Source organism: Raoultella sp., from assembly GCF_039594335.1.
GTDB lineage: Bacteria > Pseudomonadota > Gammaproteobacteria > Enterobacterales > Enterobacteriaceae > Klebsiella.
The window spans coordinates 23,680-39,065 of the sequence record NZ_JBCNNS010000034.1; the positions used below are offsets into that span (position 1 = coordinate 23,680).

The 15,386-nt window shown below is 55.7% G+C and carries 14 protein-coding genes and 1 pseudogene; 5 read left to right on the forward strand and 10 right to left on the reverse strand.

Annotated features, from left to right (window positions below; all coding sequences use genetic code 11):
• The first annotated feature begins 65 nt into the window (after positions 1-65).
• A complete protein-coding gene (locus tag ACZAHD_RS08495) occupies positions 66-1,370 on the forward strand; it encodes an SLC13 family permease (RefSeq protein ID WP_462456369.1) in 1,305 nt (434 codons plus the stop codon).
• 110 nt (positions 1,371-1,480) lie between these two features.
• Here the strand turns inward: ACZAHD_RS08495 and tpiA are convergent, their stop codons facing one another.
• Positions 1,481-2,248 carry a triose-phosphate isomerase gene (gene tpiA, locus ACZAHD_RS08500; RefSeq protein WP_015585511.1) on the reverse strand — a complete coding sequence of 256 codons (768 nt, stop codon included), beginning with the start codon at positions 2,246-2,248 and terminating at the stop codon, positions 1,481-1,483.
• Positions 2,249-2,358: 110 nt separating this feature from the next.
• Positions 2,359-2,958 (reverse strand): DUF1454 family protein, encoded by a 600-nt coding sequence (locus ACZAHD_RS08505; protein ID WP_462456370.1) that lies wholly within the window; start codon positions 2,956-2,958, stop codon positions 2,359-2,361.
• 112 nt (positions 2,959-3,070) lie between these two features.
• Between ACZAHD_RS08505 and ACZAHD_RS08510 the strand changes: the two genes are divergently transcribed.
• Positions 3,071-3,499, forward strand: coding sequence for a DUF805 domain-containing protein (locus tag ACZAHD_RS08510; protein ID WP_462456371.1), 429 nt, complete (start codon positions 3,071-3,073; stop codon positions 3,497-3,499).
• Here the strand turns inward: ACZAHD_RS08510 and fpr are convergent, their stop codons facing one another.
• The 7 genes from fpr to gmk form a co-directional block, all read right to left on the reverse strand.
• Complete coding sequence (fpr, locus tag ACZAHD_RS08515; protein ID WP_462456382.1) at positions 3,500-4,246, reverse strand: ferredoxin--NADP(+) reductase; 747 nt, start codon at positions 4,244-4,246, stop codon at positions 3,500-3,502.
• 194 nt (positions 4,247-4,440) lie between these two features.
• On the reverse strand, positions 4,441-5,451 hold the full coding sequence (gene glpX / locus ACZAHD_RS08520; RefSeq protein WP_462456372.1) for a class II fructose-bisphosphatase: 1,011 nt from the start codon (positions 5,449-5,451) through the stop codon (positions 4,441-4,443).
• 67 nt (positions 5,452-5,518) lie between these two features.
• Entirely contained in the window at positions 5,519-7,600 is a 2,082-nt protein-coding gene (gene recG / locus ACZAHD_RS08525; protein ID WP_462456373.1) for an ATP-dependent DNA helicase RecG, read from the reverse strand.
• Positions 7,601-8,362 (reverse strand): tRNA (guanosine(18)-2'-O)-methyltransferase TrmH, encoded by a 762-nt coding sequence (trmH, locus tag ACZAHD_RS08530; protein ID WP_462456374.1) that lies wholly within the window; start codon positions 8,360-8,362, stop codon positions 7,601-7,603.
• A 155-nt stretch (positions 8,363-8,517) separates the two neighbouring features.
• Positions 8,518-10,638, reverse strand: coding sequence for a bifunctional GTP diphosphokinase/guanosine-3',5'-bis pyrophosphate 3'-pyrophosphohydrolase (gene spoT / locus ACZAHD_RS08535; RefSeq protein WP_462456375.1), 2,121 nt, complete (start codon positions 10,636-10,638; stop codon positions 8,518-8,520).
• Between the two features lie 18 nt (positions 10,639-10,656).
• On the reverse strand, positions 10,657-10,932 hold the full coding sequence (rpoZ, locus tag ACZAHD_RS08540) for a DNA-directed RNA polymerase subunit omega (RefSeq protein ID WP_006817787.1): 276 nt from the start codon (positions 10,930-10,932) through the stop codon (positions 10,657-10,659).
• 54 nt (positions 10,933-10,986) lie between these two features.
• Complete coding sequence (gene gmk / locus ACZAHD_RS08545; protein WP_462456376.1) at positions 10,987-11,610, reverse strand: guanylate kinase; 624 nt, start codon at positions 11,608-11,610, stop codon at positions 10,987-10,989.
• A 256-nt stretch (positions 11,611-11,866) separates the two neighbouring features.
• Between gmk and ligB the strand changes: the two genes are divergently transcribed.
• Entirely contained in the window at positions 11,867-13,546 is a 1,680-nt protein-coding gene (ligB, locus tag ACZAHD_RS08550) for an NAD-dependent DNA ligase LigB (protein ID WP_462456377.1), read from the forward strand.
• 5 nt (positions 13,547-13,551) lie between these two features.
• Here the strand turns inward: ligB and ACZAHD_RS08555 are convergent, their stop codons facing one another.
• Positions 13,552-14,169 carry a trimeric intracellular cation channel family protein gene (locus ACZAHD_RS08555; RefSeq protein WP_462456378.1) on the reverse strand — a complete coding sequence of 206 codons (618 nt, stop codon included), beginning with the start codon at positions 14,167-14,169 and terminating at the stop codon, positions 13,552-13,554.
• Between the two features lie 230 nt (positions 14,170-14,399).
• Here ACZAHD_RS08555 and ACZAHD_RS08560 point away from each other — a divergent pair.
• Positions 14,400-14,545 (forward strand): annotated as a pseudogene (locus tag ACZAHD_RS08560) (chloride channel protein); the annotation flags it as partial.
• A 264-nt stretch (positions 14,546-14,809) separates the two neighbouring features.
• On the forward strand, positions 14,810-15,386 hold a 577-nt coding region (locus tag ACZAHD_RS08565; protein WP_462456379.1), incomplete at its 3' end, for an alpha/beta hydrolase family protein.

The following is a 15,386-nucleotide window of genomic DNA, read 5'->3' on the forward strand; positions in this document are numbered from 1 at the left end:
TTTGATAGGTTTACCTGCCTCGCTCCCGATCGTATTCTTGCTGAAAAAAACGACAGGAGACAGGTATGTCGCTCTGGCTTTCTCACCCTCTGTTTCTGCCCTCGCTGATTGTCGCGCTAACCATTGTCCTATGGGCGACTTCGTTGTTACCGGAGTTTATGACTGCGCTGCTGTTTTTCGCGGCGGCGATGATCGCCAAAATTGCGCCGCCGGAAGTGATCTTCGGTGGATTTGCCTCGTCGGCGTTCTGGTTGGTGTTCAGCGGTTTCGTTCTCGGGATTGCGATTCGTAAAACCGGACTGGCGGATCGGGCGGCGCAAGCGCTATCGGCGCGACTGACGGACTCCTGGCCATTGATGGTAGGTAGCGTCGTGCTACTCAGCTATGCGCTTGCCTTCGTGATGCCGTCAAATATGGGGCGCATCGCGCTGCTGATGCCCATTGTGGCGGCAATGGCGAAACGGGCCGGTATTACAGACGGTACGCGGGCCTGGTATGGGCTGGCGCTGGCGGTGGGTTTTGGCACCTTCCAGCTGTCGGCGACGATTTTGCCTGCCAACGTCCCGAACCTGGTGATGAGCGGTGCGGCGGAAGGTTCGTACGGGATTCACCTTAATTACCTGCCGTATTTGCTGCTGCATACGCCGGTACTGGGCTGGTTGAAGGGAGGGATCTTAATTGTCCTGATCTGCTGGCTGTTCCCGGGCAAGCCTCACCCGCCGCGTGAACTGACGCCGCTTCCGCCGATGAGTCGGGACGAGAAGCGCCTGGCCTGGCTGCTGGCCGTGGTGCTGGTACTGTGGGTGAGCGAGAGTTGGCACGGTATCGGACCCGCCTGGACGGGGCTGACCGCCGCGGTCGTCACGCTGCTGCCGCGGGTTGGTTTTATCAGTGGGGAGGAGTTCTCTAGCGGAGTGAATATTCGTACCTGTATTTACGTCGCCGGGATCCTCGGGCTGGCGATTACTGTGACCCAAACCGGAACAGGCGAGGTGGTTGGCAATGCGCTGCTGCATGTGATGCCGCTCGACAAAGAGAGTCCGTTCACCAGCTTCCTGGCACTAACCGGCATGACCAGCGCCCTGAACTTTATTATGACGGCCAACGGCGTACCCGCGCTGTACACCACTTTTGCGCAGAGCTTTTCCGATGCCACAGGTTTTCCACTGCTAAGCGTGATTATGATTCAGGTATTGGGCTATTCCACACCGCTGCTGCCGTATCAGGCGTCGCCGATTGTTGTGGCGATGGGGCTGGGGAAAGTGCCGGCGCGGGCGGGAATGCTACTGTGTATCGCGCTGGCGGCGGTGAGCTATTTGATTCTGCTGCCGCTGGACTATCTGTGGTATCAAGCGTTGGGAAAATTGTAGCGGGATAAAAAAGCCCGGAGGCGGCGCCTGCGCGCGTTGTCCGGGCTCCTCGTATGCGCTATCCCGTGCCCCGGTAACGGTGCACCGCCGGGGGCCGGGCTTATCGCAGGTTACGCTTTTTTCGCTGCTTCAGCTGCTTTAACGATCACTGCGAAAGCGTCTGCTTTCAGGGAAGCACCGCCAACCAGCGCGCCGTCGATGTCCGGCTGGGTGAACAGTTCTGCTGCGTTAGAAGCGTTAACGGAACCGCCGTACTGGATGATGACCTGTTCAGCGACTTTCGCGTCTGCTTTCGCAATATGATCACGAATGAATTTGTGCACGGCCTGAGCCTGTGCCGGAGTCGCTGATTTGCCGGTGCCGATTGCCCAGACAGGTTCGTAAGCGATAACTACGCCTTCGAATGCCGCAGCGCCCTGAGTTTTCAGAACGGCGTCGATCTGACGTGCGCACACTTCTTCCGTTTTGCCCGCTTCGTTTTCTGCTTCCGTTTCGCCGATGCACAGAACCGGAATCAGCCCCTGTTCTTTCAGAACCGCGAATTTCTTAGCGATGAACTCATCAGACTCGTTGTGATAAGTACGACGCTCAGAGTGACCAATGATGATGTATTCAGCACCGACATCTTTCAGCATTTGAGCAGAGGTTTCACCGGTGAATGCGCCGGACAGGTTCAGGTCAACGTTCTGCGCGCCCAGGTGAATGTGGCTACCTTCTGCCGCATGCTTAGCCAGATCGATGTACATTTCTGGCGGAGCGATTGCAACGGCACAGCCAGAAACGCCAGCCAGTTCGGTACGCAGGTTAGCAACCAGTTCGTTTACCATATGGCGGCTGCCGTTCAGTTTCCAGTTACCCATCACTAAAGGATGTCGCATTTTAATTCTCCACGCTACGTTAAGCGAATTAAGGAATATAGCCACCCGTCAGGGCAGCATGGTCTGTCAAACAGTATAGAGATTCATCGTTGGAAAGGCTTTGCTTTTTGTCATTTATTATTGCTCTCCAGCGTTTCAGATAGCGCCAGCTTAATCGGTTCAACAGCGAAGGTCAGCCCTTTTTCACCGTTGTCTGCGACAACATAACGTATCGCACCTTCGGTTTCCGCGAAGTAACGTTTTCCCTTGCCGGCGGCGAGCATTTTCTGCAGTTTTTGCTGGCTCTGAGCCACGCTTAGGGTGGGCGCGAACATGCGTAACACGGCGCTCATATACTCCTGTGCTTTGGCCTTCGCCGCTTTCTGCTCCGGCCCCTGAATCGGTAGCCAGGTCACCTGCATCGATTTTATTTTGAGGGTAGCGCGCTCCAGCGCCGTGGAGGCGTAAAGATTTTCATTAATTTTGCTCGCCGCGCGCGTCAGATTTTCCCTGTCGCGGCTGGAGGCAATAGCGCGAAATTCATTCAGCTGAAGCTTCGGATTCTGCGCATTGAATTTTTCCCGAAAGTCGCTGATAGACATATCAAAAGTGGGGGCGCCCGCCAGCAGATAAGGTGCCGTGGCGGAGGATTCTGGCACCGCAGACAACGCCTTCGGGCCGACGGATAAGGCCGTCAGCCCAATAAAACACACAGTCATCCACGTCTTCATGCCGGTCTTTCCTTTTTTTGCCTGCAGACGATTAAAACGGGAACCGTCGCGCTTGTCAAAAAGTGACGGCTCCAGGGTAAACTACGCGAATGATGATGATAAGGAATAAAACATGACCCTACAGCAGTGGATGTTCTCAATTAAGGGACGTATCGGGCGCCGTGATTTTTGGATCTGGATAGCCATCTGGATTCTCGCCATGAGCGCGCTCTTTACTCTGGCTGGCGCCAGTTTGCTCAATGCGCAGACTGCCGCGTTTATCCTGGTGTGTCTGCTGTGGCCGACGGCGGCGGTGACGATCAAACGCCTGCACGATCGCGGTAAATCGGGGCTCTGGGCGCTGCTAATGATACTGGCGTGGATGCTGCTGGCGGGGAACTGGTCGATACTGCCGGGCGCCTGGCAATGGGTTGTCGGGCGGTTTGTGCCGACGCTGATTATTGTCATGATGTTTATCGACCTGGGTGCGTTTGTCGGCACCCAGGGCGAGAATAAATTTGGTAAAGATACGCTGGATGTTCGCTGGAAGGCGGAGTCCTGATTACCAGTATTGCTCGGCGGTCATGTGGCCCGGTCGGCGGCGCAGATGTTTGGTCATCTGCCGGGTATCTTTCAACAACTGCTGGGTATCACGCACCATCTGCGGGTTTCCACACAGCATCACGTGGCTGTTATCGGCGTTCATTGGCAGGCCAATGCCCTCCTCCAGTGCCCCGGTTTCGATCAGGAAGGGAATTCGTCCGGTCAGCGAGCCAGGGGCGGTTTCACGGCTCACGACGGTCTGGATTCGCAGCTTTCCGCCGTAGCGCTGTTCTAATTCGCGCATCAGCGGCAGGTAGCTTAAATCGGCCTCATAGCGCACGGCGTGGACCAGCACCAGGTTTTTGAAGCGCTCAAGATCTTTACCTTCCTGCAAGATTGACAGGTACGGGCCGAGTGCGGTGCCGGTCGCCAGCATCCATAAAGTTTCGCAGTCCGGCACCTCGTCAAGGACGAAGAAACCCGCGGCTTCGCTGACAAGCTGAACATCATCGCCCGGTTTGAGCGCCGCAAGGCATGGGCTGAGCTTACCGTCCGGGACGGTGACCAGATAGAACTCCAGATCGGGATTGCCCGGTGCGTTAACGTAGGAATAGGCGCGCTGAATCCGCTCACCGTCAATTTCCAGCCCGAGCTTGGTAAATTGCCCGGCGGTAAATGGGTGAACAGGCGCCTGGACGTACAAACTGAACAGCGTGTCGGTCCAGAATTCTATTTTTTTTACTTTACCGTTAACCCAGTCCGCCATCATCTTCTCCCGTTGCGCAAAGCGTTGCCTTATCTTCGTTGTACGCGGCAAAGATTTCCAGCCTGACGGCGACGAAAAGCTCTATTGATCAAATATTCTCGTCATACTTCAATTGCCTGTGCGCTGGCAGCATCCGTTTCCGGCCCGTCCCTGGGCCTGGCGCCAGCGTGCAATCGGCACGTGTGAGCGGGCGTTTACAGAATATGCAGCTGGATATCCGGGTCTTTACGGTCAAGATAATGAATGGACTGAATGCGGCGAATCGTACGGGATTTACCGCGAATCAGCAGTGTTTCGGTGGTGGCCATATTGCCTTTACGGGTAATGCCATCCAGCAGATCGCCTTTGGTGATGCCGGTTGCGGAGAATACCACATTATCGCTGCGGGCCATTTCGTCGAGGCGCAGCACTTTGCCCGCTTCGATGCCCATCTCTTTGCAGCGCGCCAGCTCGTTCTCGCCGATACGGCGGTTTTCTGCCGTATCGCCTTTTACATCGTGACGAGCCAGCAGGCGACCTTGCATGTCGCCGTCGAGAGCGCGAATGACGGCGGCAGAAACCACCCCTTCAGGCGCGCCGCCGATGCCATACAGCACATCTACTTCGCTGTCCGGCATACAGGTCAGGATCGACGCCGCGACGTCGCCATCCGGAATGGCGAAGACACGAACGCCCGACCGCTGGAGTTCGGCAATCACCGCATCATGACGCGGTTTGGCCAGAATAGTGACGGTCAGCTCGGCCAGCGGTTTATTCAGCGCTGCAGCGACATTACGCAGGTTCTCCGCCAGCGGCAGATTGAGATCAATCGCCCCTTTTGCCCCTGGGCCGACAATTAGTTTTTCCATGTACATGTCCGGCGCGTTCAGGAAGCAGCCTTTATCGCCGACCGCCATCACCGCCAGCGCATTGGCCTGGCCCATCGCCGTCATGCGCGTTCCTTCGATAGGGTCAACGGCGATATCCACCGCATCACCGTGACCGGTGCCGACCTTCTCGCCGATATACAGCATCGGCGCTTCATCGATTTCACCTTCGCCAATCACGATGGTGCCATCGATATTAATCAGGTTGAGCATAATACGCATAGCGTTGACGGCGGCACCGTCGGCGGTATTTTTATCGCCGCGGCCCAGCCATTTATAGCCCGCCAGAGCGGCAGCCTCGGTGACACGGGAAAATTCGATAGCCAGTTCTCGTTTCATAATCCACTCGTTGTGAAGATAAATTGCGCGAAGCGTCCGGGTCTGACCCTGCGGGACCGATCGGATGCTAGGCGTTGGAATAGCGTTCGGTTTCCGGCATCCAGCGTTCTATAAGTGCCTGGGCCTGCTGAGAATAACGTTCGTGAATATGGCGAGCGATGCGCTGAACGTTCGGGATCATGGCCTGATCACGTAGCAGATCGGCGACTTTAAACTCAGCGGTACCGGTTTGACGGGTGCCAAGCAGCTCCCCGGGGCCGCGGATTTCCAGGTCTTTCTGGGCAATGATGAAACCGTCGTTGCTGTCGCGCAGAACCTGCAGGCGTTTCTGCGCCGTTTTTGACAGTGGTGACTTATAGAGTAGTACGCAGTGGGACGCGACCGCGCCGCGCCCGACGCGTCCTCTGAGCTGGTGCAGTTGCGCCAGTCCGAGGCGTTCCGGGTTTTCGATAATCATCAGGCTGGCATTCGGCACGTCTACCCCAACTTCAATGACCGTGGTGGCAATCAGCAGGTGCAGTTCGCCTTGCTTAAAGGCCTGCATCACCGCCTGCTTGTCTGCCGGTTTCATCCGACCATGCACCAGGCCGATATTCAGTTCCGGCAGCGCAAGCTTGAGCTCTTCCCATGTTGCTTCTGCCGCCTGCGCTTCCAGCAGATCGGACTCTTCAATCAGGGTGCAGACCCAGTAGGCCTGGCGCCCCTCCTGAGTACAGGCGTTGCGCACCCGATCGATAATATCGTGGCGACGAGTATCGGGGATGGCTACCGTGGTGACCGGCGTTCGGCCTGGCGGCAGCTCATCGATCACCGAGGTATCAAGATCGGCGTAAGCGGTCATCGCCAGGGTTCGCGGAATCGGGGTGGCGGTCATGATCAGCTGATGGGGATGGAAGCCCTGCTGTTGGCCTTTCTCCCACAGCGCCAGACGTTGGTGGACGCCGAAGCGGTGCTGCTCATCAATAATCACCAGCGCCAGACCGTTGAACTGTACCTGTTCCTGAAAAATAGCGTGGGTGCCGACGATCATCTGCACCTGGCCGCTGGCGATGGCTTCCTGCTGTGCCTGGCGGGCTTTCCCTTTCTGTTTGCCAGCCAGCCAGCCCACTTCGATGCCCAGCGGCGCGAACCACTGGCGGAAGTTATTGACGTGTTGCTCCGCCAGCAGTTCGGTCGGCGCCATGAGCGCCACCTGCTTGCCGTGAGCGATAGCCCGCAGCGCAGCGAGGGCGGCAACCAGCGTTTTACCGGAGCCGACGTCGCCCTGTACCAGACGCATCATCGGCACATCAAGCGCCATATCGCGTTCAATTTCGGCGGTGACCCGCTGTTGTGCGCCGGTCGGCTTAAAGGGCAGGGAGGCCAGCAGCTGGTTTTTTAATGTGTCGTTCGCGCTGAGCGCCAGGGCATGATAACGCTGGGCGCCGGCGCGTAGCGCCAGCATGCTCAGGTTATGCGCCAGCAGCTCTTCCAGAATTAAGCGCTGTTGCGCCGGATGTTTACCGCTTTCCAGGTCACTGAGCTGCAGCGACGGCGGCGGACGGTGTAATGTCCGGAGCGCCTCCGGCAGGCTCATCATTCCCTGTGCCAGTTCGGGGGGTAACAACTCGCTGATCGCACCGGTATCAAGTAATTCCAGCGCCTGATCGGTGAGCTTGCGCAGCGTCGCCTGCTTGATGCCTTCGGTGGTGGGATAAACCGGCGTCAGCGTTTCCTGTAGATCGGGTGTGCTCATGTCACCCTGCACGCGGTATTCCGGGTGAATCATCTCCGCCCCGTATTTTCCCCGTTTGGCTTCTCCGTACGCCAGCACGCGCCGGCCGGTCGCCAGGCTGTTTTTCATGGCGGCGTTGAAGTTGAAAAAGCGCATGGTGAGAATACCGGAGCCGTCGCTGATCTGACAGGTCATCATTCGGCGGCCGCCGAAGGTGATGGTGCTACTGAGAACTTCACCTTCAACGGTGGCATAAACGCCCGGTAACAGCTCGCCTATCTGATAAAGATGGGTGCGGTCTTCATAGCGTAGCGGCAGGTGCAGAAGGAGATCCTGCACGGTATGCAGGCCGATTTTCGCCAGTTTGTTGCTTTGTGCCGCCCCAACGCCGGTGAGCGAATTGAGCGGGACCGCATCTAACAGGCGACCGGTCATTTATCCTTCATCCTTCAGACTGTGTCTTGTCTGGCCAGCTCCGGCGCGCTTGTCGCGTGTGCTGCCGGGAGCGGAACCGGAGGCTTGCATGGTTGCCCACCATGCGTCATCGGCTTCGACTTCGCCCTGCGCATTCACGTAGGGGTAAGGCAGACCTTTTTGTTTTGCCACTCTGGCCAGTACCGGGTATCCGCCTTCAAACAGCAAGCGCTGCTGCTCTTCTTCCGGCAGCATGCTGTTCTCACGCTGATACATCCTCGCATTTTGCCGTTGGCGCTGGGCCTCATACAGAATGAGGGCCGAGGCGACGGAGACATTCAGCGATTGCACCATGCCAGTCATCGGAATGATGATGTCCCGATCGGCCAGCGCCAGGGCCTGTTGGGTAATGCCGGTTTTTTCCTGGCCCATCAGGATGCAGGTTGGACGGGTATAGTCGATTTCACGGAAATCGACGGCTTTGTCTGAGAGGTGAGTGGCCAGGATCTGCATGCCCTGGCTCTTTAAATGGCTGACAGCATCGCCAATCGAGCGGTGGGTTTTAACCTGCACCCAGCTATTACTGCCAGCGGCTGCAGAGGCCATCGTGCGCATGCGGCTACTGGGCCAGATAGCGTGGACTTCGTGCACGCCAACGGCGTCTGCGGTACGAATCACCGCAGAGACGTTATGAGGTTTATGGACCTGCTCCATGCAAACCGTCAGGTCAGGCTGGCGCCTGGCGAGCATCTCGCAGATACGCGCATAACGCTGTGGATTCATAAACACTTCATCCTTCAAATTGCCTCGGCGTTAGCCGTACTCATTACCCCGGTTACGTACTCCTGTACGGGCCGGGTAATTTATTCGCTGGCCGCGTGACTCTTCAGGGCCGGTAACCCGTGCGGTGCAAAACGCGAATGATTTCGTGCACAAGGCTAGTTTCGGTTACGGGTGACTTTTATTACATCCGGCATAACGCGAATTTTGCGCATAATATTCGCCAGATGCACGCGATCGCGCGCCGTCAGGCGGATAAACGCGCTGTACACGCGACCATCTTTTTCTTCGGTAGTCAGACTCTGAATATTGGAAGAGGCGGTGTTAATGGCCGCTGTGAGGTTCGCCAGTGCACCCTGGTGGTTAAACATATCCACCTTAATTTCGGTGATAAATTCCTGGGCGGTCTCTTTATCCCACTCGACGGCCATAAACTTCTCTGGCTCTTTCTGATAGCCACGAATGTTACGGCAGGACTCATGGTGAATGACCAGGCCTTTACCGGGGCTGACATGGGCGATAATCGGATCGCCGGGAATCGGACGACAGCACTTCGCAAAGGTAATCAGAACGCCGTCAGCGCCTTTAATCGGCAGATGACCGTGACCTGAAGAGGCGCCTTGCGCCGGGGCGGCGGCGGTTTCGCCTTGTTGCAGGTTTTTGGCTACCACGACGCTCATTGCGTTGCCGAGGCCAATTTCTGCCAGCAGATCGTCAAGACTGGCCAGCTTCATGCGTTCCAGTTCGCGCTGAATGCTCTCCTGCGGGATTTCAGCCAGTTTACGGCTACCGCCCAGGGCATGGTTGAGCAGACGGCGACCCAGGCTAACGGAGTCATCGCGCTTAAGGTTCTTCAACAGCTGGCGAATTTTGGCGCGCGCTTTGGAGCTGACGACAAAGTTCAGCCACGCTGCGTTCGGACGTGCGCCCGGTGCGGTGATGATTTCCACCGTCTGGCCGCTGGAAAGCGGCTGAGACAGGGGATACGGCTGGCGGTCGACGCGTGCGCCAACGCAGGCATGGCCGATATCGGTATGCACCGCGTAGGCGAAGTCCACCGGCGTGGCGCCAGCGGGGAGTTCGACAATACGCCCTTCCGGGGTGAAAACGTAAATCTCATCCGGGAACAGATCGGATTTGACGCTCTCGATAAATTCAAACGAGCTGCCTGCGCTTTGCTGCAACTCCAGCAGGCTCTGCATCCAGCGCTGCGCGCGGATTTGCGCGGTGGTGTTGCTTTCGCCGCCGTGCTCTTTATACGCCCAGTGCGCCGCAACCCCCATTTCTGCCATCTGGTCCATGTCTTCAGTACGAATTTGTACTTCAACCGGAACGCCGTGAGGGCCGATCATCGAGGTATGCAAAGATTGATAACCGTTCGCCTTGGGAATGGCGATGTAATCTTTCATCCGACCAGGACGAGGCTTGTAAAGGCTGTGCATCTGGCCAAGCACGCGGTAGCAGGTGTCAGCATCATGGACAATCACGCGGAAGGCGTAGATGTCCATAATCGAATGAAAACGCTGCTCTTTCAGCACCATTTTGCAGTAAATGGAGTACAGATGCTTCTCACGACCGCTGACGCGACAGAGGATTCCCGCTTCCTGTAAACGCCCTTCGATTTCAGAGAGGATCTTTTGAATCATCTCTTTACGGTTGCCGCGCGCTGCTTTGACAACTTCTTTGATGACACGATAGCGGTTGGGATATAGCGCTTCAAAGCCTAGCTCTTCGAGCTCGGTTTTGATGTGGTGGATACCTAAACGGTGAGCCAGCGGGCTGTAGATTTCTAGCGTTTCGCGGGCAATGCGGCGGCGTTTATCCGGGCGAAGTGAACCCAGCGTGCGCATGTTGTGCGTGCGGTCGGCAAGTTTGATCAGGATGACGCGGATATCCTGCACCATCGCCATAATCATTTTGCGAAAGTTTTCGGCCTGCGCCTCTTTCTTATCGCGGAACTTGAGCTTATCAAGTTTCGATACCCCCTCTACCAGCTCAGCAACGCTTTTGCCAAAGAGCTGCTCCATATCCTGGTAGGTGGCAGGGGTATCTTCAATCACATCATGCAGTAGCGCAGCCATCAGCGTTTCATGGTCGAGTTTCATCTCGGCCAGAATGCAGGCTACCGCTACCGGGTGCGTGATATAGGGTTCACCGCTTGAACGTGTCTGGCCCTCGTGAGCGTCACGTGCAACGAGATAGGCCTGCCGAAGACGCTTGATTTGCTCTTCCGGCAGGTAATTTTGAATCAGCTGATTCAGGCTTTCAAACAGATACAAGGGCTACCCACTGCGTGATTAACGACGGCCTTCTGCAATAGCGGTAACGGCTTGTAATTCAGCGGCTTCCTGCTCTTGCTGTTCTTGACGATCGCGGACGTCGAGGATCTGGTTGTTGATCAGACCTTCTTCGATTTCGCGCAGCGCAATAACGGTAGTTTTATCGTTTTCTTCCGCTACCAGTGGATCTTTTCCGCCAACCTGCATCTGACGAGCGCGACGCGCGGCGACCAGTACCAGGTCAAAACGGTTACCAATTTTCTCTACAGCGTCCTGAACAGTTACGCGTGCCATACTTAAAATGCTCCACAGATGAAGAAATGACTGGGCATGATACTGAATGTGTGTTCAGTCTGCCAACAGTTTGCTGATTAAAGCGCCATGTCGCTGCTTTTGGCGGCTCATGCGCAGACGTTCGGCGCGAATAATGTTTTTCAGATCGCTTAGCGCGGTATCAAAATCATCATTCACAATAAGGTAATCATATTCCGCGTAATGACTCATTTCTGCAACAGCCTGAGCCATACGTTTTGCGATCACCTCTTCGCTGTCCTGGCCGCGGCCACGCAGGCGACGGTCAAGCTCATCTTTTGACGGCGGCAGAATAAAAATGCTGCGTGCGCCAGGCATTTTTTGACGGATTTGCTGAGCACCCTGCCAGTCGATATCCAGGAAGACGTCAACGCCGGTTGCCAGTACCTGCTCGATGGTTTCGCGCGAGGTGCCGTAATAGTTGCCAAAAACTTCCGCATGCTCAAGAAATGCGTTTCTGCTAATCATCGCTCTGAAATCGTCATGATTAACAAAGAAATAGTGTTCGCCGTGCACTTCACCCGGACGCGGCGCGCGCGTGGTATGTGAAACAGAGACCTGGGTGTCGTACAGCGGTTGGGTTTTCAATAAAGCCTGAATCAGGCTGGATTTACCCGCGCCACTCGGGGCGGAAACAATATAAAGCGTGCCTTGAGCCATGAGAGTCTTTTGTATGTGATTGTCGAAAGAGATACTACATACGAGCCTATTATACACGGCGCCGCACCGTGACGCAGTCCCTGTCACACTTTTTGCTTCTGTTTCTTTCATTTTGCCAGCCGTTTTCCTGATTTCTCCGTGTATTGCAAAGAAGACATACAAAGCCCGGAAACCCGATCGCAGCGTGATAAATCCGTCGTCGCCGAAAAAAACCGCTCTCCTGCAGAATGTTCATGGGTAAACAGGAGGTGGAACCATGCATAAATGGATCTGGATGATTGGCGCGTTGGCGGTGGCTGGATACGGGCAGACAGCCTGCCCTGAATGGCCGCAGGCACAGGCTGAACAGGAAGTACATCGTCTGAACCAGCAGGTGACGGCCTGGAAAAATGCGTACTGGCGACAGGGAAGCAGTGGGGTCAGTGATGAGATATACGACCAGCTTTCGGCGCTACTCATGCAGTGGCGGCGCTGTTTTTCGCTTGTATCGCCCACGGATAGCGCTGATGTGCCGCCTGCCACCGGAGAGGTCAGGCATCCGGTTGCCCATACCGGCGTGCGTAAGCTGGCCGATAAATCGGATATTGCGCGGTGGATGCACGGTAAAAAGGATCTTTGGGTGCAGCCGAAGGTTGACGGTGTCGCCGTGACGCTGGTGTATCGTCATGGGCAACTGGTACAGGCCATTAGTCGGGGAGATGGTCGAGCCGGGGAGGCGTGGACCGCAAAGGTACGGCAGATCCCCGCTGTGCCGAAAGTAACGGAGGGGGAACTGGCGAACAGCGTGCTGCAGGGGGAGCTTTTCCTGCAGCACGACGGGCATGTGCAGAAGCAGATGGGGGGAATGAATGCCCGGGCAAAAGTGGCCGGTACTCTGATGCGCCTCGATACCTCGGCGCAGCTCGCGGAGCTGGGGATCTTTATCTGGGCATGGCCAGATGGCCCTCAGAACATGAGCCAGCGTCTGACCCTGTTGCGCAAGAGTGGATTTCTTCACAGCGCATATTTTACACAGCCCGTTACGGATGCACAGCAGGTGGCACAATGGCGAGAGCGCTGGTTAACCTCGCCTCTGCCTTTTGCTACCGACGGCGTGGTAGTGCGCCGTGGCCAGGAACCTGCCGGGCGATTGTGGTCGCCAGGGCAGGGTGAATGGGTCGTTGCATGGAAATATCCGCCAGCGTCGCGGTTAATGGAAGTACGCGGCATTCACTTTCGGGTCGGGCGCAGCGGCAAAATTTCCGTCGTCGCTCTGTTGGATCCGCAGCGCCTGGACGACAAGCGGGTTAAGCAAGTCAGTATCGGGTCGGTTTCCCGCTGGAAACGCCTGGATATTGGCCTCGGCGATCAGCTACAAATCAGTCTGGCGGGCCAGGGCATTCCGCGCCTCGACAGCGTAGTATGGCGGTCGGCGCAGCGTAATAAACCGCAGCCTCCCCCGGAACGGTTTACCCCGTTGACCTGCTATTTCACGACCCCGGGATGTGATGCGCAGTTTCTCTCAAGGCTTATCTGGCTGTCGTCAAAACCGATTCTGCATCTTGATGGCGTGGGTGAGTCCGTGTGGCGCACGCTACAAGATGCGCGGCCGCTGGATCACCTGTTCTCGTGGCTGGCATTAACGCCAGCGCAGTTGCAGGAGATTCCGGGGATAAGCTCCGGGCGAGGGCAGCGGCTTTGGCACCAGTTTAATCTGGCGCGCGAGCAGCCCTTTCTGCGCTGGGTCCAGGCGATTGGCGTACCGATACCCCGGGTGGCGCTTACTGGTCTGGCGAAGGAAAACTGGCAGCAGCTACGAGAACGTACTGAGGAACAATGGCAGCGTCTGCCAGGCATGGGGGCAGAGAGCGCGAGACGGCTGGTTGCCTTTCTCCAACACCCGGATGTTACCGCGCTGGCGCAGTGGCTCAGAGGGCAACATATACCCGGGTTTTGAGGGGATCAGTGGGCGTTATGATTGTAGTGGAAGACGGGCAGCCCTAGCTTCCAGCGCAGTGCCAGCATGCGAGCGGTAAAGCCAAACAGCAAGGTGGAGATAACCACCACATCGTGGCTGCTAACGTAATGCTGCAGGGCAATATAGATAATAGCGGCTGCAAACGAGATGCCGGCATACAGCTCCTTCTGGAAAACCAGCGGAATGCGCTTACAGAACATGTCCCGCAGTACGCCGCCAAATACGCCGGTAATCACTGCGGCGATAGAGGCGATCACCGGCCCTTCTCCCATATCCAGCGCGATTTGCGCGCCGATAATTGAGAACACCACCAGACCCAGAGCATCCAGGACCAGAAACAGACGGCGCAGATGGGGCATGACCGGCGCAACAATGGTCGTTAACACTGCCGCGACGGCAACGATAATGACGTATTCCGGATGTTCTACCCATCCCAGTGGGTAGTGGCCCAGAAGGATATCCCGAACTGAGCCGCCGCCCAGCGCGGTGGCGGTAGCAATAATGATGACGCCAAAGGTGTCCATGCGGCGGCGCCCGGCTGCCAGAGCGCCAGTCATAGCCTCTGCCGTAATACCGATAAGATAAAGAATATGAAGCAGCATAGAAGATCTCCCGGATGATGGCGCGGAGATTAGCGATTTGTGCGACAGATCACGATTGAAATTTTCTAAGGTGAGTCATTTTGACCAAGATAAAGTAATGAATTTAATCTCTTCATATCAGCTATAAAAGGTTTTTTTCTAATTTTTTCATCTTCATTCATTAGAAAAAATAATGATTTCTATTCCCTGGCGAGTTTTATTCAATGCGCTATTAATACTCAATATTTAACCTCCGGGCTTTATCATTTTATTGTCCCCAGCTTCCCGGCAACGGTAAAGGTCCGATGCAGTTGGCTACCAGCGATGGTCTGGGCTGGCATACGGTGGTAATGCTGCTGGTGTTAAAATTGTTGTTATCCTGGTTGTGTTGCGGGGGCATTTATCGCCTGTAGGGCACTGGATAGAAAGTATTTTTTCTGCGCGATATGTGCAAATGACAATGGACGGAGAATCCGTCCTTTTAAACGGTAGTGCTCAGGGAGTTTTGAGCGACAGGATTACAACGTTATTGGTCGTTACTGGCGATCCGCCATGATCAACAGGTTGAAATCAGGATCGCCAGTTTCATTAAGCTAATATTAAACTTTCGGCATTTACACTAAAGCGCTCAAGCACTAGTGATTAACAGGAACAGGACGTTATGAATCATTCACTCTCGAAATATCTGGCTTCCGCTACATCTGCATTAATGTTTTTTGCCATGAGTTCTTTACCTGCGATGGCGGAACAGAAAACGACTGCTAAATCCGATATTGTCTCTGTTCTGGCGGCAGATCATGGGTTAAGCGAAGCGGCTCAGCAGTATTTGCTGCATTATAAATCAGTCAGTGGAGTGGATGGGAAGACGATTCGCACTGATACCGCTGCGGTGTTTATTCCATTCGGTTCAACTCCGGAAGGGGGATGGCCTGTTGTCGTGTGGGCCCACGGAACCGTTGGTGTGGCTAATGCCTGCGCCCCTTCATTAAATGTGCGCAGCGTTCGGGATAAACAGTATCTTAATACCTGGCTGTCACTGGGTTTTGCTATTGTGGCGCCCGATTATCCAGGACTGGGCTCCAGCGGATTACACCATTATCTTAATGCCAGAGGAGAAGCCTGGAGCATTCTCGATGGCGTTCGCGAGTCTCTCAAAGAATTTCCATTGAAGAACGAAATTATTCTTGTGGGGCAATCTCAGGGGGCACATGCGGCGTTTTCAGCGGCAGGGTATCAGC

What these genes read in the sequence shown, in the direction of transcription:
- rpoZ (WP_006817787.1), bottom strand. Translation starts at nt 10,932, where the DNA reads ATGGCACGCGTAACTGTTCAGGACGCTGTAGAGAAAATTGGTAACCGT.
- gmk (WP_462456376.1), bottom strand. Translation starts at nt 11,610, where the DNA reads ATGGCTCAAGGCACGCTTTATATTGTTTCCGCCCCGAGTGGCGCGGGT.
- ACZAHD_RS08510 (WP_462456371.1), top strand. Translation starts at nt 3,071, where the DNA reads ATGACCCTACAGCAGTGGATGTTCTCAATTAAGGGACGTATCGGGCGC.
- ACZAHD_RS08495 (WP_462456369.1), top strand. Translation starts at nt 66, where the DNA reads ATGTCGCTCTGGCTTTCTCACCCTCTGTTTCTGCCCTCGCTGATTGTC.
- tpiA (WP_015585511.1), bottom strand. Translation starts at nt 2,248, where the DNA reads ATGCGACATCCTTTAGTGATGGGTAACTGGAAACTGAACGGCAGCCGC.
- trmH (WP_462456374.1), bottom strand. Translation starts at nt 8,362, where the DNA reads ATGAATCCACAGCGTTATGCGCGTATCTGCGAGATGCTCGCCAGGCGC.
- ligB (WP_462456377.1), top strand. Translation starts at nt 11,867, where the DNA reads ATGCATAAATGGATCTGGATGATTGGCGCGTTGGCGGTGGCTGGATAC.
- ACZAHD_RS08505 (WP_462456370.1), bottom strand. Translation starts at nt 2,958, where the DNA reads ATGAAGACGTGGATGACTGTGTGTTTTATTGGGCTGACGGCCTTATCC.
- recG (WP_462456373.1), bottom strand. Translation starts at nt 7,600, where the DNA reads ATGACCGGTCGCCTGTTAGATGCGGTCCCGCTCAATTCGCTCACCGGC.
- ACZAHD_RS08555 (WP_462456378.1), bottom strand. Translation starts at nt 14,169, where the DNA reads ATGCTGCTTCATATTCTTTATCTTATCGGTATTACGGCAGAGGCTATG.
- fpr (WP_462456382.1), bottom strand. Translation starts at nt 4,246, where the DNA reads ATGGCGGACTGGGTTAACGGTAAAGTAAAAAAAATAGAATTCTGGACC.
- glpX (WP_462456372.1), bottom strand. Translation starts at nt 5,451, where the DNA reads ATGAAACGAGAACTGGCTATCGAATTTTCCCGTGTCACCGAGGCTGCC.